The 21187-nt window shown below is 62.2% G+C and carries 22 protein-coding genes, 2 tRNA genes and 1 pseudogene; 9 read left to right on the forward strand and 16 right to left on the reverse strand.

All coding sequences use genetic code 11. The features are described 5' to 3' along the window. Positions 1 to 122: 122 nt before the first annotated feature. From SKA58_RS07220 to thiE, 4 genes are read right to left on the reverse strand one after another with little or no spacing between them, the layout of a single operon-like run. Positions 123 to 701: a M23 family metallopeptidase gene (locus tag SKA58_RS07220; protein WP_037542244.1), complete on the reverse strand. Its 579-nt coding sequence runs from the start codon at positions 699 to 701 to the stop codon at positions 123 to 125. Beyond that, a complete protein-coding gene (locus tag SKA58_RS07225) occupies positions 698 to 1789 on the reverse strand; it encodes a L,D-transpeptidase family protein (protein WP_037542246.1) in 1092 nt (363 codons plus the stop codon). Before SKA58_RS07225 ends, SKA58_RS07220 begins: the two co-directional genes overlap by 4 nt. Before the next feature lie 59 nt (positions 1790 to 1848). After that, positions 1849 to 2619: an SDR family NAD(P)-dependent oxidoreductase gene (locus tag SKA58_RS07230; protein WP_037542248.1), complete on the reverse strand. Its 771-nt coding sequence runs from the start codon at positions 2617 to 2619 to the stop codon at positions 1849 to 1851. A gap of 14 nt (positions 2620 to 2633) precedes the next feature. Continuing rightward, positions 2634 to 3344: a thiamine phosphate synthase gene (gene thiE / locus SKA58_RS07235; RefSeq protein ID WP_037542713.1), complete on the reverse strand. Its 711-nt coding sequence runs from the start codon at positions 3342 to 3344 to the stop codon at positions 2634 to 2636. Between the two features lie 99 nt (positions 3345 to 3443). Between thiE and SKA58_RS07240 the strand changes: the two genes are divergently transcribed. Continuing rightward, on the forward strand, positions 3444 to 4571 hold the full coding sequence (locus tag SKA58_RS07240) for a DmpA family aminopeptidase (RefSeq protein ID WP_009821740.1): 1128 nt from the start codon (positions 3444 to 3446) through the stop codon (positions 4569 to 4571). Between the two features lie 35 nt (positions 4572 to 4606). On the opposite strand, the gene SKA58_RS07245 is transcribed toward SKA58_RS07240, so the two are convergent. Together SKA58_RS07245 and SKA58_RS07250 are read right to left on the reverse strand one after the other, a co-directional pair. Then, the gene (locus tag SKA58_RS07245) at positions 4607 to 5152 is read right to left on the reverse strand and encodes a hypothetical protein (RefSeq protein WP_009821741.1); all 546 of its coding nucleotides are present in this window, start codon (positions 5150 to 5152) and stop codon (positions 4607 to 4609) included. Between the two features lie 4 nt (positions 5153 to 5156). Further along, positions 5157 to 6062 (reverse strand): fructose bisphosphate aldolase, encoded by a 906-nt coding sequence (locus tag SKA58_RS07250; protein ID WP_009821742.1) that lies wholly within the window; start codon positions 6060 to 6062, stop codon positions 5157 to 5159. Positions 6063 to 6281: 219 nt separating this feature from the next. Here SKA58_RS07250 and SKA58_RS07255 point away from each other — a divergent pair, with 219 nt between their 5' ends. Then, entirely contained in the window at positions 6282 to 6785 is a 504-nt protein-coding gene (locus SKA58_RS07255; RefSeq protein ID WP_009821743.1) for a TlpA family protein disulfide reductase, read from the forward strand. A 70-nt stretch (positions 6786 to 6855) separates the two neighbouring features. Next, entirely contained in the window at positions 6856 to 8055 is a 1200-nt protein-coding gene (locus SKA58_RS07260) for an MFS transporter (protein ID WP_037542250.1), read from the forward strand. Between the two features lie 13 nt (positions 8056 to 8068). Here SKA58_RS07260 and SKA58_RS07265 read toward each other — a convergent pair whose 3' ends face one another. The 3 genes from SKA58_RS07265 to tkt all read right to left on the reverse strand — a co-directional run bounded on the left by SKA58_RS07265 (position 8069) and on the right by tkt (position 12359). Further along, on the reverse strand, positions 8069 to 9271 hold the full coding sequence (locus SKA58_RS07265) for a phosphoglycerate kinase (protein WP_009821745.1): 1203 nt from the start codon (positions 9269 to 9271) through the stop codon (positions 8069 to 8071). A gap of 79 nt (positions 9272 to 9350) precedes the next feature. Then, on the reverse strand, positions 9351 to 10361 hold the full coding sequence (gap, locus tag SKA58_RS07270) for a type I glyceraldehyde-3-phosphate dehydrogenase (RefSeq protein WP_009821746.1): 1011 nt from the start codon (positions 10359 to 10361) through the stop codon (positions 9351 to 9353). 30 nt (positions 10362 to 10391) lie between these two features. Beyond that, a complete protein-coding gene (tkt, locus tag SKA58_RS07275; RefSeq protein WP_009821747.1) occupies positions 10392 to 12359 on the reverse strand; it encodes a transketolase in 1968 nt (655 codons plus the stop codon). A 94-nt stretch (positions 12360 to 12453) separates the two neighbouring features. Here tkt and SKA58_RS20035 point away from each other — a divergent pair, with 94 nt between their 5' ends. The 4 genes from SKA58_RS20035 to SKA58_RS07295 all read left to right on the forward strand — a co-directional run bounded on the left by SKA58_RS20035 (position 12454) and on the right by SKA58_RS07295 (position 14097). Continuing rightward, positions 12454 to 12744 carry a hypothetical protein gene (locus SKA58_RS20035; RefSeq protein ID WP_037542252.1) on the forward strand — a complete coding sequence of 97 codons (291 nt, stop codon included), beginning with the start codon at positions 12454 to 12456 and terminating at the stop codon, positions 12742 to 12744. Continuing rightward, the gene (locus tag SKA58_RS07285; RefSeq protein WP_009821749.1) at positions 12737 to 13072 is read left to right on the forward strand and encodes a cell division protein ZapA; all 336 of its coding nucleotides are present in this window, start codon (positions 12737 to 12739) and stop codon (positions 13070 to 13072) included. Before SKA58_RS20035 ends, SKA58_RS07285 begins: the two co-directional genes overlap by 8 nt. Positions 13073 to 13270: 198 nt before the next feature. Beyond that, positions 13271 to 13858 (forward strand): 5-formyltetrahydrofolate cyclo-ligase, encoded by a 588-nt coding sequence (locus tag SKA58_RS07290; RefSeq protein ID WP_037542254.1) that lies wholly within the window; start codon positions 13271 to 13273, stop codon positions 13856 to 13858. Further along, a complete protein-coding gene (locus tag SKA58_RS07295) occupies positions 13855 to 14097 on the forward strand; it encodes a DUF2842 domain-containing protein (RefSeq protein ID WP_009821751.1) in 243 nt (80 codons plus the stop codon). Before SKA58_RS07290 ends, SKA58_RS07295 begins: the two co-directional genes overlap by 4 nt. 22 nt (positions 14098 to 14119) lie before the next feature. Here SKA58_RS07295 and SKA58_RS07300 read toward each other — a convergent pair. From SKA58_RS07300 to SKA58_RS07310, 3 genes are all read right to left on the reverse strand, one after another. Next, positions 14120 to 14196: transfer RNA gene (locus tag SKA58_RS07300), tRNA-Asp, on the reverse strand. Positions 14197 to 14280: 84 nt separating this feature from the next. After that, positions 14281 to 14357, reverse strand: a tRNA-Asp gene (locus SKA58_RS07305). 41 nt (positions 14358 to 14398) lie between these two features. Further along, positions 14399 to 15568, reverse strand: coding sequence for an AI-2E family transporter (locus tag SKA58_RS07310; protein WP_266100968.1), 1170 nt, complete (start codon positions 15566 to 15568; stop codon positions 14399 to 14401). 142 nt (positions 15569 to 15710) lie between these two features. On the opposite strand from SKA58_RS07310, the gene SKA58_RS07315 reads away from it, so the two are divergent. Both SKA58_RS07315 and SKA58_RS07320 read left to right on the forward strand, forming a co-directional pair. Beyond that, complete coding sequence (locus SKA58_RS07315; RefSeq protein WP_009821753.1) at positions 15711 to 16190, forward strand: hypothetical protein; 480 nt, start codon at positions 15711 to 15713, stop codon at positions 16188 to 16190. A gap of 61 nt (positions 16191 to 16251) precedes the next feature. Beyond that, the gene (locus SKA58_RS07320; RefSeq protein WP_009821754.1) at positions 16252 to 16998 is read left to right on the forward strand and encodes a class I SAM-dependent methyltransferase; all 747 of its coding nucleotides are present in this window, start codon (positions 16252 to 16254) and stop codon (positions 16996 to 16998) included. Positions 16999 to 17013: 15 nt separating this feature from the next. Here SKA58_RS07320 and SKA58_RS07325 read toward each other — a convergent pair whose 3' ends face one another. From SKA58_RS07325 to thyA, 4 genes and pseudogenes are all read right to left on the reverse strand, one after another. Further along, positions 17014 to 18291, reverse strand: coding sequence for a dihydrolipoamide acetyltransferase family protein (locus tag SKA58_RS07325; RefSeq protein WP_009821755.1), 1278 nt, complete (start codon positions 18289 to 18291; stop codon positions 17014 to 17016). Positions 18292 to 18295: 4 nt separating this feature from the next. Then, positions 18296 to 19300, reverse strand: a complete 1005-nt coding sequence (locus tag SKA58_RS07330) for an alpha-ketoacid dehydrogenase subunit beta (RefSeq protein ID WP_037542719.1) — start codon at positions 19298 to 19300, stop codon at positions 18296 to 18298. A gap of 125 nt (positions 19301 to 19425) precedes the next feature. Further along, complete coding sequence (locus tag SKA58_RS07335) at positions 19426 to 20715, reverse strand: 3-methyl-2-oxobutanoate dehydrogenase (2-methylpropanoyl-transferring) subunit alpha (protein WP_009821757.1); 1290 nt, start codon at positions 20713 to 20715, stop codon at positions 19426 to 19428. A gap of 120 nt (positions 20716 to 20835) precedes the next feature. Next, positions 20836 to 21187, reverse strand: a pseudogene (gene thyA / locus SKA58_RS07340) (thymidylate synthase); the annotation flags it as partial.

Here is a 21187-nt window from a genome sequence, read left to right on the forward strand (position 1 = left end):
GCCTATATGTCTGGATGGGTAAAGAGCCGGCCTCATGCGAGGCTGCGCGGGCCTTTACCTGCTGATCGGCGGCAGGGCAAGAGGCGCTCGCCAACTGGCCATGTCGCCCGGATCAAACATATTCAACTTCCGACGAGCAGCGGATAGGGATTGATCGGATGCCCGCCATACCAGGGCTCGTCCGGCCGTACCAGGTGGATGGCGAAATGGAGGTGCGGCGCAGACTCGTCAGCATTGCCGGTACTGCCGACCGTGCCGATCGGCTGACCGCGCTGAAGCGCCTGCCCCTCACCCAGTCCGAGCGCATAGCTGTCGAGATGGGCATAATAATATATGCGTTTGCCGTCGGTCGAGCGCTGGTAGAGAGTGCGTCCACCCTCCCCGCTCCAGAACAGCTTTTCCACGCGTCCATCGGCGGCAGCGACAACCGGCCGTCCGCGCGCCGCCATGATATCGATGGCGTCGTGAGGACGTGCGCCGCCCGCGCGCGTCTGTGTGAATGTATCCGCCAAAGCAGATGGCGGCACTCCCTCGACCGGAATGACCAGCTTGCCCCGCGCGGCTGTTTGCGAAGAACGGGGTACGGAGGGAGACGGCAAAGGTGATGGCGCTTCGGCGGGGACGATGCCCACGCAGAAATGCGCGAACGCAGCACAGAGCAGGAGCGCAGCAGCCCCACCGCCCCACGCCCGACGGTTCACGCCTGGAACTTCGCCTTGACGCCCGTCTTCACCATCTGCGCCAGGCGCGCGGCATCCCAATTGGTGAGGCGGATGCAGCCATGGCTCTCGGTTCGCCCGATCGTCTGAGGTTCAGGCGTGCCGTGAATGCCATAATGATCCTTGGACAGGTCAATCCACACGACGCCGACCGGCCCATTGGGGCCCGGCTTCAATACCGCTTTTTCGTCCTTGGACGACGCGTCCCAGAACAGGTCCGGGTTATAATGAAACTCCGGATTGCGGCTTACGCCCTTGATCGTCCATTCGCCGATCGGCAAAGGATCATGCTGCGATCCGGTGGTCACCGGGAACTGCGCGATCATGCGGTTGTCGGCATCATAGGCTTTCAGCAGCCCTTCTGACTTGTCTACGACGATATGGTCGGCTTGCGGCTGCTCCTTGGCGACACCCAGGCTTGCCAAAGTTTCCCCCCATCCACGCTCATCACCCTCGATCTGCGCAACCGGCTGATTGTCGATCGCGGGCACGCGGATGGTCGCACCGGCGCCGACCTGCGTCGTCGGCGAATTGAGCGCCACCAGCGCGTCGGGCGTCGTATGGAAACGCTCCGCCAGCTTTTCCATCAGATTGCGATAGGTCAGCGCCGGCAGGCTGGCCTGCTCGTTCAACCCTCTTGGAATGTTAAAAAACGGCCCACGCGCAAAATCTTCGGGGATTTTGACGAGATAGGTGGTGGGCCGCGCTTCGCCCTCAAGCAGCATATTGGATGTGGGTTGGTCGAACAGGCCGGTCACCGGCAGGTCGTGCGCTTCCTGAAAGCCGCGCAACGCTGCCTTGTAGCTCATGCCATCCTTGCCATCGAGCACGCCGGGCGAAAATCCCCAGCGATCCAGCGCGACCTGCGCCATCAGGATACGGTTGGGCTGTTTGGGATTCTGCTCCTGAACGATCTCAAAATCATAGGCCGCATTTTTCACGGCCGCCTGGGTGGCGGCATCATTGCCCGACTGGCCTGCCTCCTGGGCCGGCCGGCTTTCATTGGCGTCCGTGACGGTCACGTTGCAGGCGCTGCACAAAAACGCGGCGAGCAAGACGGGATTTCTCAAGACATGTTCTCCATTCCGGTGGAGCAACAACGTCTTACCGGTAAAAGGGATGCGCGCGGCTAGTGCGCATAGATCATCTTGCGCGTCATGCCGCCATCTACTGCGATCTGCTGACCGGTGATGAACGCAGCGCTCGGGGAAGCCAGAAATGCGACAGTCGCTGCAATATCGCCCGGCTCGCCGACCCGCCCGACTGGATGCTGCTCCCGGTCGATGTCGCGATGCTCTGCCGCAACGCGCTTAGACGCCTTCGCCCACGGACCCGTCTCGATCCAACCAGGCAGAATGGCGTTGCAGCGAATATCCGGTCCCAGACTGATGGCGAGCGCATGATTGAGCGCCAGCAACGCGCCCTTGGCCGCCGCATAAGCCTCGCAATGGGGTTCCGACTGGATCGCTCGCGTAGATGCCATCAGCACGATGCTCCCTTTGCGTCGGCGTAACAGCGGTATGGCTGCGCGCGTCATCAGGAACGCGCCCGTCACATGGCTGTCCTGCCACAAATGCCAGTTCTTGAGCGTCAGATCCTCGATCGGGCCGCTCACCGGATCGGCCAGCCCGGCGTTGGATACGAGCAAGTCGATGCCGGCTGGCGTATCACCCTTCAACCAGTCGCCGATCGCCTTAAAGGCCTTGGCGACGGCCGTCTCATTGCTGACGTCCGCCTCGAGCGACAGCAGGCGATCATTGGGCATCTCGGCCGCGAGATCGCGTACCGCTTCGCCATCCTTGTCGATCGCCGCAACGCGCCATCCTTCGGCGATCAGATGCTGAACGATTCCCTTGCCGATGCCTTGCGCGCCGCCCGTGACGATGCCGGTCCGGGTCATGATGCCTCCTTGCGTCAGGCGCGCGGCGGCGGCGGGTTGCTCGCCAGGACGTCCGCGAACGCCGCGACCCCAGCGCGCGGTCCGGCCGGATGGTTCCACACCGCGCCGCTCACCGCCAGGAAATCCGCGCCCGCCGCAACCAGGGGCGCCGCATTGTCCGCGGTGATCCCGCCGATCGCCACGCACGGCAGTTCGAACAATGTCGTCCACCATCCCAGGATCGAAGGCTCCGGGCGATGCACCGTGTCCTTCGTCGTGGTCGGGTAAAAGGCGCCAAAGGCGACATAATCCGCGCCCGCCTCCCCGGCCTCCATGGCCAGGTGCCGGCTGTCATGGCAGGTCACCCCAATCTGCACCTTAGGGCCAAGCAGCTTGCGCGCGTCTTTGGGGTCACCATCGCCCTGCCCCAAATGCACGCCATCGGCCCCCAGACGTTGCGCCAGCGCCACGCTGTCGTTGATGATGAAGGCGACGTCGCGTTCCGCGCACAGCTTTTGCAAAGGCTCGGCCGCGCGCGCGATCTCATCCTCATCCATGCCTTTCAACCGCAATTGGAAGGCGGCGACCCTACCCCCGTCTAAAGCGGCAGCGAGCCGATCGACAAAGGCCGCGTCGATGGCCGGCGGAGAAATAAGATAAAGCTGGCAAGCTGGGCGAAAGCCTTGCTCGAACTGGGCGGCGAACTGCGGGTCGAGCGCCAGTTCCACATCGGTAAAATCGGTCATGGCGGCCTTATAGCTGCTCCGCCGCCCGCGCCAAGGGCGGCTATGGATCGATCCTTGCCCCGCTGATAGCATAGCTGGATTTCTTGGGGGATTTTTTCAATGCGCTGCGCCCTGCCACTTTTGCTGCTTCTGTCTTCCGCACCGATTCACGCCCAAGCGGAGATGCGGCCACGCGCCAGAGAGGCAGGCGTGATCGTCGGCATTCTCCAACCCGGCCCGCTCAACGCCATCACCGATGTCAAAGGCGTAAAGGTGGGCCAGGTGACATTGCCGCGCAGTCGCGACGTGAATACCGGCGTTACCGCAATTCTGCCGCACGGCGGCAACCTCTTTCAGGACAAGGTGCCGGCCGGCTTTGTCGCCTATAATGCGTTCGGCAAGTTCATGGGGTCAACACAGGTTGTGGAACTGGGTGAAGTGGAAACACCGATCCTCCTGACCAACACGTTGAATGTCGCCGAGGCCGGTGCCGCTGCCGTCGAATGGACCCTGGCGCAGCCAGGCAATGAAGAAGTCCGCTCCGTCAATGCCGTGGTTGGCGAAACCAATGACGGCCTGCTCAACGACATTCGCGCCCGCCATGTCACCGTTGCCGATGCGCGTCGTGCCATCGAGAGCGCAGCCGATGGCCAGGTGGAGGAAGGCGTCGTGGGTGCTGGCGCGGGCACCGTCGCCTTCGGGTTCAAGGCCGGGATCGGCACCGCCTCCCGCCAATTGCCGGCCTCGCTCGGAAAATGGACCATCGGCGTGCTCGTTCAGGCCAATTATGGCGGTGTCCTCACGATTACCGGCGTTCCAGTGGGGGTCAAACTCGGCCGCTACGACTATCGGCAACAGGTGGAAGACAGGAAAGCCGATGGCTCCGTCGTCATCATCATCGCCACCGATGCGCCGTTGTCCGATCGCAATTTGCGCCGGGTTGCCGAGCGCGCCTTTGCCGGAATTGCCCGAACCGGGTCCAGCTTCTCCAACGGATCAGGGGACTATGCGCTGGCCTTTTCCACCGCACAGGCCGTGCGGCGAACCGCCGATAGGCGCACGGACGCCGCCAGCGTTCAAGACCTGCCCAACGACCGCATATCACCGATTTTTCAGGCGGCGATCGAAGCGACCGAGGAAGCCGTCCTGAACGCCCTGTTCAAAGCGCATATGGTTGAAGGCCATCGCGGGACCGCGCAGGCGCTGCCCCTGGAAAAGGTCCTGCCGATGCTGGAGATCGCGCGTTGACGGGTCTCAAATGGCCGGCTTTCGGCCTCCTGACATCAGTCCTTCATGTCCAGCCGGGGCGAGAAACTGCTCGACGCCGATACGTTCCAGGCTGAAAATGCAGCGACGAAATCGGACGGTTCGTCCAGCCGATGCGCCAGAAAGCGGATCGATCGTCGTCTGGTTTGAACCGGCGGATCAAGTTCCACCACGATATTGGGATGGGCGATCAGCCCCCCATTGAACAATCCCGCTGCCCGAAGCTCTGCAAGTGTCCATTCTGCGCGCACTCCGACCACCTGCCGCCACGGAATCGTCAGGCTCCGCATGGATCCTATGGGCCAGGTCAGGCCGCGCGCATCGACACACACCGGATGACGCTTAAGCGAGCGGAGAAACAATATGAACCAGCCGACGAGGGTCAAACTCATAATGGACAGAATGAGTGCCGCCCACGCATTCCACAACGCAACCAGCAGGTGCACCACCATGGTTTCGATCAGCATGAGGCTCAACAGGACCCAGAGCATCGGCGCGACGGCACGATGATAGAAAAAGGCGGCGCCGGCGGGGTCCATACCCTCCCCGGCGCCGCCCTTCATCGGCTTATGCCGCGACCGGCTGCTTGGCAGTTGACGCGGTGTGGATTTCGTCGATCGCCTCTCCCAGCGCCGCGTCGAATTCCGCGTCGCTCATCTGATGACGCAGGTCGTTCAGCAGCGCACGGCTGAAGCTTGCGATGATGCCGCGGTTCTTCGCCAGTTCAGCACATGCCTCAGTGCGGCTGAAACCGCCGGACAGGGCAACGACGCGCAAAACCTTGGGGTGATCGACCAGCGGATCGAACAGACCAGCCGTCGCAGGTAACGACAATTTGAGCATGACCTGCTCGCCATCCGGCAAGGCATCCAAATTCTTGAGGATTTCCTCCAGCAGGATCTGATCGGCCTCGGCACGCTCAGGCGATTTGATGTTCACTTCCGGCTCGATGATCGGCATCAGGCCGCCGGCCAGCACCTGCCGGCCGATATCGAATTGCTGCGCGACCACAGCGGCGATGCCCTCGCGGTTGGCGAGGTTGATGACTGAACGCTCCTTGGTGCCGAATACGCCCAGCCCCTTGGCGCGCGCGAGCAACGCATCCAGCTCTGGCATCGGCTTCATCATCTGGACGCCATTGGCCTCGTCTTCCAGGCCCTTGTCGATCTTGATGAAGGGAACCACGCCGCGCTCGATCAGCGCCGCAGGCGTCGGCTTGCCGTCGACTGTGCCGTCCATGGTGCGCTCGAACAGGATCGCGCCCAGCACCTTCTCCCCACTGAAGGCCGGCGCGGTGATGATGCGGCTGCGCATTTCATGGATCAGGCCGAACATCTCCTCATCATTCGACCAGGCGCCCTCCTCGATCCCATAGCCCTTGAGCGCCTTGGGCGTTGAACCGCCGCTCTGATCGAGCGCGGCGATGAAACCGTTCCCTTCGGCGATCTTCTGCTTCATATCTTGATCCAGCATCTGCACATACCTTCTCTCATGGCGCCACCCCTCCGGTAGCGCGAAATCGGGCGATCCGCCGCTTAAGGCGCGCGGGCCGCACGGACGAATGCTCCGTCCTGCCTGTTGGGCTGTTAGCGAGCGCCATGCCGCACCGCAAGAATGTTCGCCGCTTTCGCTCTTTGCGGCCCGGTCGCCCCCTGCTAACGCGGAATTGGGGCACGAAGGGGACCGTCATTCATGCATAATCTGCGCGCCGTCGTCGCGACCATAGCGGCGCTGATGTGTCTGACAATATCGGCCCATGCCGAAACCAGGCCAGTCGTCGGAATAGCCGCCCCCGATTTTGAACTCACGCTCCTCGATGGCCGTAAAGTGTCGCTTTCCGACCTTAAGGGGCAGGTCGTGGTCCTCAATTTCTGGGCGACATGGTGTGTTCCCTGCCGCAAGGAATTGCCAACGCTCGACACCTATTACGCCATTCAGCGACCCCATGGCCTCAATGTCTTCGCGATTACGACGGAAGGGTCCGTTCCATTGGCCCGCTTGAATAAACTGTTCGCGGCCATGAACATCCCTTCCGCCCGGCGGATCAAGGGACCTTATGGACCGCTGACCGGGGTCCCCACTAGTTTCGTGATCGATCGCGCCGGTGTACTTCGGTACGCCCAATCGGGCGCCTTAGACCTCGATGATCTTAATCGTGTTCTGATGCCGCTGCTGCGTGAAAGGCCAGCATCATAAATTGCTGCATCGCACAATTTCGAAGTGTGCCAGCCTTGAACAGTTTCACTTCAGAACTTATTAGGCCTTGATGACGACCGATCCCGCTCTGGCCCATCCCAACCTCCGCAGACCCGCCATTCTCCTGATGGCGCTGGCCTGCGGTGTCATCGTCGCCAATCTCTATTATGCCCAGACGCTGATCGACGTCATCGGACCGGAAATCGGCATGTCCGCAGCTATGGCGGGGTTGATCACGACGCTTACTCAATTGGGATATGGCCTCGGCCTTTTCCTGATCGTCCCTGTCGCCGACCTTTTCGAAAACCGCCGTATCGTACTTGGCTCAATCATTGTCACCGTCATCGCCTGCCTCGCTGTCGCAGCCTCGCAAGGACCGACCAGCTTCCTTGTGGCGTCAATCTTGACCGGCGTGGGCGCGACCGGCGCGCAGGTTCTGGTCCCGCTCGCCTCGCATCTGGCTGCGCCCGAACGGCAGGGCCGCGTCGTCGGCACGGTGATGAGCGGCCTGCTCTTTGGCATCATGCTGGCTCGCCCGGTAGCCAATTTTCTCGCCGGATCTTTTGGCTGGCGGTCGATCTTCATCCTGTCCGCGATCGCAATGGCTTTGATCGGCGTCGCCTTGTTGCTCCTGTGCCCGCAAAGACACCCACGGGGCACGATGCGCTATAGCCAGGCGCTGGCATCGACCTTCAGCCAACTGCGGCAGCATCGCGTGGTGCGGATGCGCGCCTTTTACCAGTCGATGATGTTTGCCGCCTTCAATCTTTTCTGGACCGCAGCGCCGCTGGCATTGATCCGGGAATTTCACCTCGGCCATGCTGGTATAGGTGCCTTTGCACTGGCCGGCGCAGGCGGTGCGCTGGTGGCGCCTGTTGCCGGCTGGCTCGCGGACCGCCGCCTGACCCGCCCCACATCGCTCGTCGGCCTCGCCGGCTTGTCCGTTGGCTTTCTGCTGGCGGACTGGACCGTCGCGGCTGGCAGTCTCATCGGCTTCACAATCATGGCGGTGCTCATCGACGCGGCCGTCCAGTTGAGCCAAATCACTGGGCAGAAGCTGATCTTTTCCATTGATCCCGAAGCGCGCGGACGGATCAATGCCGCCTATATGACTGTCATGTTCGTTGTCGGCGCGCTTGGTTCGGTCATTGGATCGGCAACCTATGAAGCAGGCGGCTGGTCGGCCAGCGCCCTGGCAGGCGCAGCCATCGGTGGCATCGCTACCCTTGGTTTTCTGCTGTTCGACCGGGGCGCCAGCGCACCGCGCTGACGCCTTCTCAATATCAGCCCATCAGCGCCTTGACGCCAGGCAAGTCCTTGCCTTCCATCCATTCAAGGAAAGCGCCGCCCGCCGTTGACACGAAACTGAAATCAGCCGCCACTCCGGCATGGTTGAGCGCTGCAACGGTGTCACCGCCACCTGCTACGGATGTTAACTGACCTTCCTTCGTCAGCGCAGCGGCAGTCTTGGCCAGCGCCACCGTCGCAGCGTCGAAGGGGGCGATCTCAAAGGCGCCCAAAGGCCCGTTCCATACCAGCGTACGGCAATTTTTCAGCGCATCGCCCAGCGCCTCGACCGCCGCAGGGCCGACGTCGAGGATCATCTCATCCTCGGCGACCTCATGCACGTTGCAGGTCCGCAATGACGCCGGGTGGGCGGCGAATTCCTTGGCGACGACAACGTCATAAGGCAGGTGGATCGTGCATCCGGCCGCCTCGGCCCGATCGAAAATCGTATCGACGGTGTCGCTCAACTCCTTCTCGCACAACGACTTGCCGATATCGACGCCGCGGGCATACAGGAACGTGTTGGCCATGCCGCCACCGATGATCAGATGGTCTACCTTGGCGACCAGATTGTTGAGCACGTCCAGCTTGGTGGAAACCTTGGCGCCGCCGACCACCGCAGCGACCGGCTTTACCGGCTCGCCCAGCGCGGCCTGCAATGCATCAAGTTCCCTTTCCATCGATCGCCCGGCGAAGGCAGGCATTTTCCGCGCCAGCCCTTCGGTTGATGCATGGGCGCGGTGCGCTGCGGAGAAGGCATCGTTGACATAGAGGTCGCCGATCGCGGCGATCGCATCGACCAGCGCCGGGTCATTCTTCTCTTCGCCGGCATAAAAACGGGTATTTTCCAGGATGGCGATATCCCCGTTGCGCATCATCTTGATACCGTCCACGGCAGCTTCGCCCTGGCAATCGGGAATGAACTGAACCTCGCGTCCTAACACCTGCGTTAGTGGCCGGGTGATCTTGCTCAATGAAAATTCCGGGTTTTTCTGCCCTTTGGGACGGCCGAAATGCGCGAGGATCAACACCTTCGCGCCGCGATCCGCCAATTCCAGCACCGTGGGCATAGCCGCGCGCAGGCGGGTATCATCCGTCACCGACCCATCCTGCATCGGCACGTTCAGATCCTCGCGCACCAGCACCACCTTGCCGGTGATGTCTCCCATGTCGTCGAGTGTCTTGAACGGCTTGGCCATGATCGCTCCTAAAATCTTATTGGGATATCGCTCGAAGAAAAACCCCGCCGATTTGCTCCGGCGGGGTCGATAGGAATGCTTACAGGAACTTCGCCATGACACCGGTAGTGTCGATCATGCGGTTCGAAAAACCCCATTCATTATCATACCAGCTGAGCACCCGGACCAGCGATCCGTCGATGACGGCCGTTTCGAGGCTGTCGACGGTCGAGCTGCGCGCGTCGCCATTATAATCGATCGACACCAGAGGCTCGTCGGAATAGCCAAGCACGCCCTTGAGCGGGCCGGATTCAGACGCGGCCTTGAGCAGGCCATTGACCTCTTCCTTGGTCGTCGCCTTCTTGGCGATGAACTTAAGGTCCACGACCGACACGTTGGGGGTCGGCACGCGCACCGACGATCCGTCCAGCTTGCCCTTGAGTTCGGGCAGAACTTCGCCGACGGCGCGGGCCGCACCCGTTGTGGTCGGGATCATCGACAGGGCGGCGGCGCGGGCGCGACGCATGTCCTTGTGGATCTGGTCCAGCGTGTTCTGATCGTTGGTGTAGCTGTGGATCGTGGTCATGAAGCCTTTTTCGATGCCAATGGCATCGTTCAGGACCTTCGCGAGCGGCGCCAGGCAATTGGTTGTGCAGCTCGCATTGGAGATCACGATGTCATCAGCCGACAGCTGGTCATGGTTGACGCCGAACACGATCGTCTTGTCGACATTGGTGCCGGGTGCGGAGATGACCACGCGCTTGGCGCCGGCGGTCAGATGGGCGCTCGCCTTGTCCTTGGACGTGAAGATTCCGGTGCATTCCAGCGCGATCTCAACACCCAGTTCGGCGTGAGGCAGGTTGGCGGGGTCACGCTCGGCCGTCACCTTGATCTTCTTGCCGTCGATGACCAGAAAATCGCCGTCGACGCTGACCTCCCCAGCCCAGTTCCCATGTACGGAATCGCGCTTGAACAACAGGGCATTGGCGTTGGCATCGCCCAGATCGTTGATGCTGACCAGTTCCAGGTCGTGGTCCGTGCGCGACAAGATGGCGCGCGCCACCAGGCGGCCGATACGTCCAAAACCGTTAATTGCTACCTTCGTTGCCACTGCACTAGCCTCCTGGTGTGTTGTTGTCCGTTAGGAATTGAGCGCCGCTTCAATCTGCGGCGCGATCTTCGCGGCGGTCAGGCCGAAATGGTCGTAAAGCGCGGGCGCAGGCGCTGACGCACCAAAGCTGTCGATGCCAAAGCGCAACCCCGCAATGCCGGTATAGCGTTCCCAGCCAAAGGTCGTTCCCGCTTCGATCGACGCGCGCAGCACATGCTGCGGCAGCAGATCGTCCTTATAGGCCTGCGGCTGCGCCTCGAAATGCGCCCAACTGGGCATGGAGATGACGTCCGCGCCGATGCCCCGCTCCTCCAGCGCCTTGGCCGTGGCGACAGCGATTTCGACTTCAGAACCTGTCGCGATCAGCACGACCTTGCGTTCGGCCGTCGCCGCGACAAGGCGATAGCCGCCCTTGGCGGACAGGTTCTCGCTTTTGTCGGTGCGAAGCTGCGGCAGGTTCTGCCGGGTCAGCGCCAGCACCGAAGGGCCGGTCGCGTCCTTGAGCGCTAATTCCCAGCATTCCGCCGTTTCTACAATGTCCGCCGGGCGATAGACGTCCAGGTTCGGGATCATCCGCAGCGACATGACATGCTCGATCGGCTGGTGGGTCGGGCCATCCTCGCCAAGGCCGATCGAATCATGCGTGAGCACATGGATCACCCGTTGCTGCTGAAGCGCCGCCAGGCGAATGCCCGCGCGCATATAGTCCGAAAAGACCAGGAACGTCCCGCCATAAGGAATGACGCCGCCATGCAGCGCCATACCGTTCATCGCGCAGGCCATGCCGAATTCGCGAATGCCATAATAGACATAGCGCCCGGCATAATCGTCCCGCGTCAACGGCCCGGTCGTTTTCGTTTTGGTGTTGTTCGATCCCGTAAGGTCAGCCGAACCACCCAGCGTTTCGGGCAGCAACTCATTGATCGCGCCCAGCGCCAATTCGCTCGCCTTGCGCGTTGCGACCTTTTGGGGATTGGCGATCAGGCTGTCGATATAGGGGTCCAGCGAGAAGTCGGCCGGCAATTCTCCTGCCATGCGACGCGAAAATTCGTCGCCTTGCGCATGGCCTGCCAGCCGTTGCTCCCAAGCGCTACGCACATCGCGCCCCTTCGCGCCGATCGCCTTCCAGGCGGCGGCGATATCGTCGGGAATGACGAAGGGTTCAGCGTCCCAGCCGAGGAACGCGCGCGCGGCGGCCACTTCATCCTCGCCGAGCGCAGAACCGTGCACGCCGGATGTGCCCGCCTTGTTAGGCGCGCCATAGCCGATCTTGGTCGCGCAGGCGACGATCGACGGCCGCGGATCGGCGACCGCTTCCGCCAGTGCACGGCGCACGTCAGCAACGTCATGGCCGTCGCAGGACACGACATGCCAACCGGTGGCGGCATAGCGCGCCAGCACATCCTCGCTGCTCGACAGGTCGACCGCGCCGTCAATGGTGATCTTGTTGTCGTCCCACAGGACGATCAGGCGACCCAGGTTGAGGTGCCCGGCCAACCCGATGGCCTCATGATTAATGCCTTCCATCAGGCAGCCATCACCCGCGATCACCCAGGTGCGGTGGTCGACCAGATCGTCGCCGAACTGGGCGTTCAAATGACGTTCAGCAATTGCCATGCCGACGGCGGTCGCAAGGCCCGAACCCAGTGGGCCGGTGGTGGCTTCGACGCCTGCAAGCTCGAAATTTTCGGGGTGTCCGGCGCACGGGCTGTGCAACTGGCGGAAACTGGCAATGTCTTCGATGGTCGGGCGGGCATAGCCGGTCAGATGCAACAGGCTGTAGATCAGCATGGAGCCATGGCCGGCCGACAGAACGAAGCGATCACGGTCGGCCCAGTCGGGCTTGCCCGGATCAAATTTCAGATGATCGCTGAACAGGACCGTCGCAACGTCCGCCATGCCCATGGGCATTCCGGGATGCCCGCTATTGGCGGCCTGCACGGCGTCCATGGACAGCGCGCGAATGGCGTTGGCGAGCGACTTTTCGGAAACGGTCATGGCAAGCGGGCGTCTTTCCTGGGCTGGCGCGCTGAAAAAGTGCACGCACAATGCGGCGAGTCGAGTTGCGGCTTCCTTTGTCGCGTCAAGCCCCATGCGTCAACCATGGCCGGGGCATGGCCGGGGGCAAAGCCGCGCTGGTCCGTATGTCGTCGGGCTTTTGCGAAGCCTGCGCTTTGGCTATGACGAGTCCATGGCAAGTGAGCGGATGATGCAGGCAATCGGTACGCTGGAGCGTACTGTCAGCCGGCTCGAACAGGATGTGGCCCATTATATGTCGGCCGCCGCCTCCCCCGACCCGAAGATCGATGTGCCCGCGGCGCATGCCGCGCTCCGCTCGCTCGACGCCTTGATCGACGAACTCAAGGGGCGCACCGATGGCTGAAATGACATTGCAGATCGCCGGGCGCCGTTATGACATAGGCTGCCGCGACGGCGACGAACCCCATCTTGCCCGACTTGCAAGCCTGATCGAGGACAAGGCACGCCTGGCGCAGCGTTCGACACCCGGCCTGACCGAAGTGCGCACCTTGCTGTTCGCTGCCCTGTTTCTTGCCGACGAACTCACTGACCTGCGCAAGGTGGAAGCGGGCCGTCAGGAAAAGCTCAGTTTGGAGGCTGATGACGAACAGGCGGCTCGCACCGTTGAGCAGTTAGCGAGTCGGATCGAAAAGCTGCGCGAGGCACTTGCCGCGGCCGCTGCGGCCGCTTAGATTGCATAGCGACGGGCACTGCGCGGCACGAGCTTTAGCGAACATCCCTGAGGCGATAATCACATCCAAGGGGGCTGTCCCTGGGCGGGTTCCGGCCCGATCTACATGGTCCCCACCTGACGTTGAGGCGTCAGAGGATTTTCCAGCAAACGACCGAGGCGGTCCCGTCACCCTCTCCAGCCCGAACGAAAGCCGATGATGAGCGACCAGAGCCCCGCCGCCGACAAGGTCAGCCTGCGCGCAACGGCCCGCCAGCGTCGGCGCGATTTCGTGGCCGCGCTCGATCCGCTGGCGCATCGGCTTGCGTTCAAGGTCGTACCTTCGCCGCTCGCCCGGCATATTGCCGATGCCCATATCGTGGCGCTTTACATGGGCCTTGACGATGAAGCCCCGGCACAACGGCTCGCGCCGCAGCTTAAGGCCATGGGCAAGGCCATTGCCCTCCCACGCGTGATCGACCGGCTCGGCAGCATGGAATTTATCGCGTGGAACGCGGATGATGTCCTGGTTCCCGGGCTCTATCGCACCCACCATCCAGACCCGACAGGCGGCGTCGTCAGCCCTGATGTCATCGTCACGCCGCTTGTCGCCTTCGACCGCAGCATGAACCGGCTGGGTCAGGGCGGCGGCTATTATGACCGCGCCCTTGCCCGCTTCCCCGAGGCCCTGCGCATCGGTGTTGCCTGGTCAGCGCAGGAACTGGACGCCGTGCCGGCAGACCCCTGGGATCTTCCGCTCGATATGGTCCTGACCGAAGTCGAAGTGATTGAGGGGACGAAGGCATGACCATCAACCCGCGTCATCATCATCAGCCCAGTTGGCGCAAGCCCGTCGGCATGCTGGCGATCGTTGCGCTCATTTTATTATGGGCCGTACTCGTGGGCAGCCTGTCCGGCTGGATCAGCAGCCTGCCCGTCTGGGCTCAGGTGCCGGTCTATGTCGTGCTGGGCGTCGTGTGGATCTGGCTTCTACCGCTCAAGCAATTGATGCGGTGGATGGAAACCGGGATCTGGCAGAAATATTGATATTCTGCCTCATGGCAGGAAATGGCGCGAGTGACGGGGCTCGAACCCGCGACCTCCGGCGTGACAGGCCGGCGCTCTAACCAACTGAGCTACACCCGCGCAGGGCGGCATCCTATCACGACCCTATGGTCGCCAGACGATGCATATCTGAAAACCTTTTTCCGCTTTTCCCGTCCGGAAAAGTGGCGCGAGTGACGGGGCTCGAACCCGCGACCTCCGGCGTGACAGGCCGGCGCTCTAACCAACTGAGCTACACCCGCGTTCGGTGTGGGCGGCCGTCTATGCGGGACAGAAGATACTGTCAACCGTCCGTAACATCTGTTTCCTCTTTATCCGCATTTTCTTTCATGCGCGGCACCGTCAGCGTCCCCTGCTCGAACAGGAAACCGGCTATATCGGGCGTTCCGGCGGCCGCCACGACGGTTTGCAAGATAATCAGCAATGGCACCCCCAGCAACGCGCCGGGCGTTCCCCATACCCATCCCCAAAAAGTGAGCGACACCAGGATCAGCAAAGGGTTCATGGTCAATCGCCGCCCGAGCAGCATCGGCGTGACGACATTGGCCTCGACCAGATGAAACGCGATCTGCAGCGCGGCCGGAAGCAGCGCGAACCACACGTCGTCGAACACCATCAATCCGCCCAGCGCCAGCAGCGCGGCCGCGAGCATGGGCCCAAAATAGGGTACGAAGTTCAACAGGGCGATGATCCCACCCCACATCAGCGGCGAAGGCATGCCGATGAGCCACAGCGCCACCGCGACCGCCAGGCCCAGGCACAGATTGATGGTGGCGATCGTGATGACATAGGCCGATGTCGCATCGACCACATTCTGGATCACGCGGGCCACCGCCATTGCCCCGTCGAAGCTGCCCCGGCTGTTGATCGTCCGCCGCCGCAGCCGGGTCCACCCAGCCAGGAAAAAATAGATGATCAGCAAGGCGAAGACCATCTGAATGATCGCCGCTGGCGCTGACGTCGCGGCAAATTGCAACAGTGATCGCGGCGCGTCCACAACCGCCGTCTGCGCCGCTGCGACCGGGCCTGTCGCCAGCATCTGGAGGGTTTCATCGACGAAGCGCTGGAGATTGGAATAAAGGTCGATCACCGGCGCCAAATTCGCCTGGATCTGCGGCAGGCGCTGCGGCAGCGCGCTGAACCAATCCGTGGCGGGCACGACGATCAGAACCAGCGCGGTATTGGCCACCAGCAGAAAGCCGATCACCGACAGCAATGCCGCTACGCCCGATGGCAGGCCGCGCCGCTCCATCCATTCCAGCAATGGCACCAAGGCGATGGCTATGACCAGGGCGGCCGTCAGCGGCAGGAAAAATTCCGCCCCCGCGCGTAACGCGAAAGGCAGCGCCAGAATCAAGCCCAGCCCTGTCGACAGCGCGATCGAAGCCAGCAACCGATCGCGCCGCCGGTTGATTTCCTGTTGTTCCGCCGCCGTCACGCTCGATTCTTTCATGCCGTCCACACAATGGATGTGCGCTGCCCGCTCCCCCGCGTCAATTTGCAAAGCCAAGAGCGCGCGAAAGGAAAACAGTCACTTAACCAATTTTTTGCATCTGCACGCTATTTTGGATGGTGCCGGCAATGGGGGGCGGGGCATGAACATCATATCGTTGCGGCTTATCGTCCCCATGGTAATCCCCGGTGTGGCCGCCTCCGCTATTCCTGCTTCGGCGCAACCGCTCCTGCGGCTGACAAGTCAAACTTTCGTCGAGCGGGTTGCTACGGACATCAATGGCCGCCCACGCCGCATAATCGCCACTACCGACAGGCCGATGCGCGGCGACCAGTTGATCGTCATTCTCGACTGGCGCAATGACGGACCAGCGCCGCTGCGCAACGTCGCCATCACGCGCCCCGTCCCGAATGGATCGGAACCCGACCTGGATGATCCGGTGATGCAGATTTCGGTCGATGGCGGTGCGCATTGGGGACGGCTTGAAGACTTGTGGTTGCCAACCCCTTTGGGCGGCGTGCGCCGCGCTGTCCCGGCCGATGTCACGCATATACGCTGGCCACTGGCGCAGGCGGCACCCGGCCAAACCGGCCGGCTCAGTTATCGGCTCACCCTGCGATAAAACGCCGGGGCTTGAGGCCGATCGCCAGCTATCCTAGGGCGATGCGCCGACCGGAGACCCCATGATGCCCAAAGACGCCGAGCGCGCCTACCTCGCCAATCTAGGCGCCCAGGGCGTCGACCATTCGCTCAACAAGCCTTTTTCCGATCCGGAGTGCGGCATGCATCTGGCCGCCATCGGCTTCATCATGCGCCTTTTGCCACCGCCTCCCGCCCGTATCCTGGATCTGGGCTGCGGGGGCGGCTGGACCAGCATCTTCTACGCGCGCTTGGGCTATCAGGTGACAGGGCAGGACATCGCGCCCGACATGATCGCCGTGGCGCGGGACAATGCGCGGATCAACGATGTCGGATCGCGCACGGACTTCCTGTGCGGGGATTTCGAGCACATGGAGCTCGGCGCGCAATATGACGCGGCGATTTTTTTCGACTCGCTGCATCATGCGGAGGATGAGGCGCTCGCCATCCATGCGGCTTGGCGCGCGCTGAAGCCGGGCGGCATTCTCATCACCCACGAACCCGGCGAAGGCCACAGCCAGTCGGCGGAATCGATTGCGGCGATGGCGCGGTTCGGCGTCAACGAACGCGACATGCCACCCCATCTTATCATGGCGCGTGGCCGGGATGCAGGCTTCACAGGCTTTCGCGTCCTGCCGATGCCGTCCCTCCTCTACAGCACCTTCTACCAGCAGCGCGACTATTCGGGCCGATGGTTCAGCAAGCGCCGCTGGAAGATGCTCGCCCGTGCCGCCCGCATGATCTTCAAACCGGACGTGCGAGAGGGCGCGGTCGTCGTGATGACCAAATAAACGCCCTCCCGTTGATCAATCGACGAACAGGAACGCCGGCGCTTCCAGCAATTTGCGCACCGCCTGCACGAAGCTCGCCGCGTCCCAGCCATCGACCACGCGATGGTCGCAGCTGATTGACAGATTCATCAGCTTTGCCGCGACGACCTCCTTGCCCCGGAACACCGGGCGTTCAACTATGCGATTGGGCCCGATGATCGCGACTTCGGGCCGATTGATGACCGGCGTAGTCGCCACGCCGCCGAGCGGCCCGAGCGACGTCAGCGTCAGCGTCGATCCACTCAATTCTTCAGACTTGGCCTTGCCGCTGCGCGCCGCCTCTGCCAGCCGGCGGATTTCGGATGCCAGTTGCCAGACGTTGCGATCCTGTGCGTCGCGGATCACCGGCACCATCAGTCCGGCATCGGTTTGCGTCGCCATGCCCAGATGCACCGACCCATGGCGCGTCACCACGCCTGCCTCATCGTCATAGCGGGCATTGAGCATCGGGAAATCCGGGATCGCCTTGCAGATCGCAACGATCAGCAACGGCAGCATCGTCAATTTCGGCCGTTCGCCGCGACCAGCGTTAAGCTGTTCGCGCAACTCCTCCAACGCAGTCACGTCGATTTCCTCGACATAGGTGAAATGCGGAATGTGACGCTTTGACGCGGCCATATTCTCCGCGATCCGGCGGCGCATGCCGATCACCTTGACCTCTTCGTCCGCACGCCGTGCCGAGCGTCCGGCGGGCGCGTAACCCTGCCCGGCCCCATAGAGCAAATAGGCGTCCAGGTCGGCATGGCGGATATGATCACCGCTGGGCTTCACTTGGCCCAAGTCGATACCCAACTCCTTCGCCCTGGCTCGGACCGCGGGCGAAGCGAGAATCGGCTGGTCCTTTACAGCGGCCGCGACTGGCTGTTGCGCGGGCGCAGATGTCGGCGCAGAGTCGGGTTCAGGGGTCGGCGCGGGTTGCGCTGATGGCGCAGCGGCCTCCTCCACCATGGCTTCGCCCGGCGTTTCCGCTTCGATCGTCTCTTCGCTCGGCGGCGGCGCAGCAGCGACTTCGCCCTCTACCTCGATTTCGACAAGCATCGACCCGATCGGCACCTGATCGCCCGGCTCGCCTGCCAGTCGCACGACTGTGCCCGCAACCGGGCTTTCCATTTCGACCGTCGCCTTGTCGGTCATCATGTCGGCGATCGGCTGATCCTCCTCGACCCGGTCGCCCACCTTGACGTGCCAGCCGACGATCTCGGCCTCGGAAATGCCTTCGCCGATATCCGGCAGCTTGAATGTAAAGAGAGCCATGCGCTCAATCCTTCATGATCTTGGTGATGGCCTCGCGAATGCGCACGGGTCCGGGGAAATAGGCCCATTCCAGACTGTGCGGATAGGGCGTGTCAAAGCCGGTAACGCGCTCGATCGGCGCTTCGAGATGATAAAAGCAGCGTTCCTGCACCTGGGCGAGAAGTTCCGCCCCGAACCCGCTGGTGCGCGTCGCTTCATGGACGATCAGGCAACGGCCCGTCTTGCGCACCGATGCCTCGATCGCTTCGATGTCGAGCGGGACCAGCGTGCGCAGGTCGATAATCTCAGCGTCGATGCCCATCGCCGCCACGGTGTTTTCGACCACATGAACCATCGTGCCATAGCATAGGATCGTCAGCGCCTCGCCCGCCCGCGCTGTGCGCGCCTTGCCCAGCGGTATGCGATAATAGCCCTGTGGCACTTGCGCCTCAGCATGCCCGGCCCAGCTTTTCGCCGGCGTGTCATAATGGCCATCGAACGGGCCATTATAGATGCGCTTGGGCTCGAAGAAGATCGTTGGATCATTATCCTCGATCGCCGCGATCAGCAGCCCCTTGGCGTCATAGGGCGTGGACGGGATCACCGTCTTGACGCCCGATACATGCGTGAAGATACCCTCGGGCGACTGGCTGTGCGTCTGGCCACCAAAGATGCCGCCGCCAAAGGGCGATCGCACCGTCATCGGCGATATGAATTCGCCCGCCGAGCGGTAACGCAGCCGCGCCGCCTCGCTCACCAGCTGGTCGAGCGCGGGGTAGATATAGTCGGCGAACTGGATTTCCGGCACCGGGCGCAATCCATAGGCCCCCATCCCGACCGCAACGCCGATAATCCCGCATTCGGTGATAGGTGTGTCGAACACTCGGTTCTTGCCATATTTTTGCTGAAGCCCCGCCGTGGCGCGGAACACGCCACCGAAATAGCCGACATCTTCCCCCATGACGACGACGTTCGGGTCTCGGTCCATCATCACGTCCAGCGCGCTGTTGATCGCCTGAATCATGTTCATTTGCCGCACGTCGGCCTGCGCCTCATCCTCCGTCATGACCTCACTCACAACACCGGCTTCGTTCGCTTTGCTCACAGCGTCAGTTTCGGTCGCTTTGCTCACAGCGTCAGTTTCGTTCGCTTTGCTCACAGGCCGGCCGCCTTCCATTCGTCGAGCATCTGCTGCTTCTGTTCCTCTAGATGCCAGGGCATCTTTTCGAACACATCCTCGAACATGCTCTCCATAGGATGGTGCAGGCCATGGCCCAATATGCCGTTCTTCTCCGCCTCGCGCGCAGCGTCGCGGACATGTTCGGCCAGTTCTTTGTCCATCGCGGCATGGCGGTCTTCGTCCCAGATGCCGAGCGCAATGCAATGCTGCTTCAGCCGCGCAACCGGATCGCCAAGCGGCCATTGGCTGCTTTCCTCGGCGGAGCGATAGGCGGATGGATCATCGGATGTGCTATGCCCCTCCACTCGATAGGTGAAATGCTCGATCAGCGTCGGACCTGCATTGGCGCGGGCGCGATCGGCCGCCCAGCGCGTTGCGGCATAGACGGCCAGCACGTCATTGCCATCGACGCGAAGCCCCGCAATGCCATAGCCCACGGCGCGCGCGGCGAAGGTCGTCGCCTCCGCTCCGGCAAATCCTGAAAAGCTGCTGATCGCCCACTGATTATTCACGACATTCAAGATGACGGGCGCGCGATAGACGCTGGCGAAGGTGCAGGCCGAATGGAAATCGCCCTCGGCCGTCGATCCCTCGCCGCACCAGGTCGCCGCTATCCGCGTATCCCCCTTCGCAGCGCTCGCCATCGCCCAGCCGACGGCTTGGGGATATTGAGTCGTCAAATTGCCGGAGATCGAGAAAAATCCCGCCTCGCGCGCGGAATACATGATGGGCAACTGGCGGCCCTTCATCCGGTCGCCCTTATTGGAATAAATCTGGTTCATCATGTCGACGAGGGACCAGTCGCGTGCAATCAGGATACCTTGCTGACGATAGCTAGGGAAGCACATGTCGTCGCGCGATAATGCCATCGCTGCGCCGATCGACACCGCTTCCTCGCCCGTCGACTTCATGTAAAAACTGGTCTTGCCTTGTCGCTGGGCGCGAAACATCCGGGCGTCGAATGCGCGGGTCAACGCCATATAGCGCAGCATCTTGAGCAATGTTTCGACGGGCAGGCGCGGGTCCCAGGGGCCGACGGCCTGTCCATCGTCATCCAGCACACGAACCAGCCCATAGGCCATATCGCGCATGTCTGCCGGCTGAGCAGCCTCATCGGGTCGCGGCTGCGCGCCAGCGGCAGGGATATCGAAATGGGTGAAGTCCGCCGCCTCACCTGGCCGCGCCGGCGGTTCGGGAACGTGCAACTTTAGCGGAGGCAGGTTGCGCCCGGCCTGTCCTTCCACTGATCCAATGGGATCGCTCATCCTGGCTCCTATGGTGCATTGCAATAATATTGCTTTAGGCGGATATTATATTTCAATGCACCGGAAGGCAAGCCTTGCTGACCCAAATTACTCTTTACCTGTCGCTGTCGATGTCGGTTTTCACACGGCGACCGGCGCAGCGATATGGGCTTGCGGGCTGTAATCCAGCACCTCGAAATCTTCGATCCTGTAATCGAAAATGGATGAAGGCTGCCGATTGATCCGTAATGTCGGCGCGCCTTGCGGAATACGCGATAACTGCTCCTCCACCAGCGGTGCGTGGTTGAGATAGAGATGCACGTCCCCGCCCTGCCAAATGACTTCACCCGGCTCCAGATCGCACTGCTGCGCCAGCATCCGAGTGATCATCGTCAGCCCGAAAATGTTGAAGCGAATCCAAGTCCCAAGTCGCAGCTACGCTGAAAAAGCAGCCATTGAGCTTTCCGCCCGCGACCTGAACTGATAGGTCATA

The sequence above is a fragment of the Sphingomonas sp. SKA58 genome (genome assembly GCF_000153545.1).
In the GTDB taxonomy this organism is placed as follows: Bacteria; Pseudomonadota; Alphaproteobacteria; order Sphingomonadales; family Sphingomonadaceae; genus Sphingobium; species Sphingobium soli.

Coding starts and splice junctions, on each gene's coding strand:
- SKA58_RS07230 (WP_037542248.1), bottom strand. CDS start 2,619: ATGACCCGGACCGGCATCGTCACGGGCGGCGCGCAAGGCATCGGCAAG.
- SKA58_RS07285 (WP_009821749.1), top strand. CDS start 12,737: ATGGCTGAAATGACATTGCAGATCGCCGGGCGCCGTTATGACATAGGC.
- SKA58_RS07245 (WP_009821741.1), bottom strand. CDS start 5,152: ATGAAGGGCGGCGCCGGGGAGGGTATGGACCCCGCCGGCGCCGCCTTT.
- thiE (WP_037542713.1), bottom strand. CDS start 3,344: ATGACCGATTTTACCGATGTGGAACTGGCGCTCGACCCGCAGTTCGCC.
- SKA58_RS07335 (WP_009821757.1), bottom strand. CDS start 20,715: ATGAGCGATCCCATTGGATCAGTGGAAGGACAGGCCGGGCGCAACCTG.
- SKA58_RS20035 (WP_037542252.1), top strand. CDS start 12,454: ATGCGTCAACCATGGCCGGGGCATGGCCGGGGGCAAAGCCGCGCTGGT.
- SKA58_RS07265 (WP_009821745.1), bottom strand. CDS start 9,271: ATGGCCAAGCCGTTCAAGACACTCGACGACATGGGAGACATCACCGGC.
- SKA58_RS07315 (WP_009821753.1), top strand. CDS start 15,711: ATGAACATCATATCGTTGCGGCTTATCGTCCCCATGGTAATCCCCGGT.
- SKA58_RS07295 (WP_009821751.1), top strand. CDS start 13,855: ATGACCATCAACCCGCGTCATCATCATCAGCCCAGTTGGCGCAAGCCC.
- SKA58_RS07240 (WP_009821740.1), top strand. CDS start 3,444: ATGCGCTGCGCCCTGCCACTTTTGCTGCTTCTGTCTTCCGCACCGATT.
- SKA58_RS07310 (WP_266100968.1), bottom strand. CDS start 15,568: ATGAAAGAATCGAGCGTGACGGCGGCGGAACAACAGGAAATCAACCGG.
- SKA58_RS07260 (WP_037542250.1), top strand. CDS start 6,856: ATGACGACCGATCCCGCTCTGGCCCATCCCAACCTCCGCAGACCCGCC.
- tkt (WP_009821747.1), bottom strand. CDS start 12,359: ATGACCGTTTCCGAAAAGTCGCTCGCCAACGCCATTCGCGCGCTGTCC.
- SKA58_RS07290 (WP_037542254.1), top strand. CDS start 13,271: ATGAGCGACCAGAGCCCCGCCGCCGACAAGGTCAGCCTGCGCGCAACG.
- SKA58_RS07320 (WP_009821754.1), top strand. CDS start 16,252: ATGATGCCCAAAGACGCCGAGCGCGCCTACCTCGCCAATCTAGGCGCC.
- SKA58_RS07250 (WP_009821742.1), bottom strand. CDS start 6,062: ATGCTGGATCAAGATATGAAGCAGAAGATCGCCGAAGGGAACGGTTTC.
- SKA58_RS07255 (WP_009821743.1), top strand. CDS start 6,282: ATGCATAATCTGCGCGCCGTCGTCGCGACCATAGCGGCGCTGATGTGT.
- SKA58_RS07325 (WP_009821755.1), bottom strand. CDS start 18,291: ATGGCTCTCTTTACATTCAAGCTGCCGGATATCGGCGAAGGCATTTCC.
- SKA58_RS07330 (WP_037542719.1), bottom strand. CDS start 19,300: ATGAACATGATTCAGGCGATCAACAGCGCGCTGGACGTGATGATGGAC.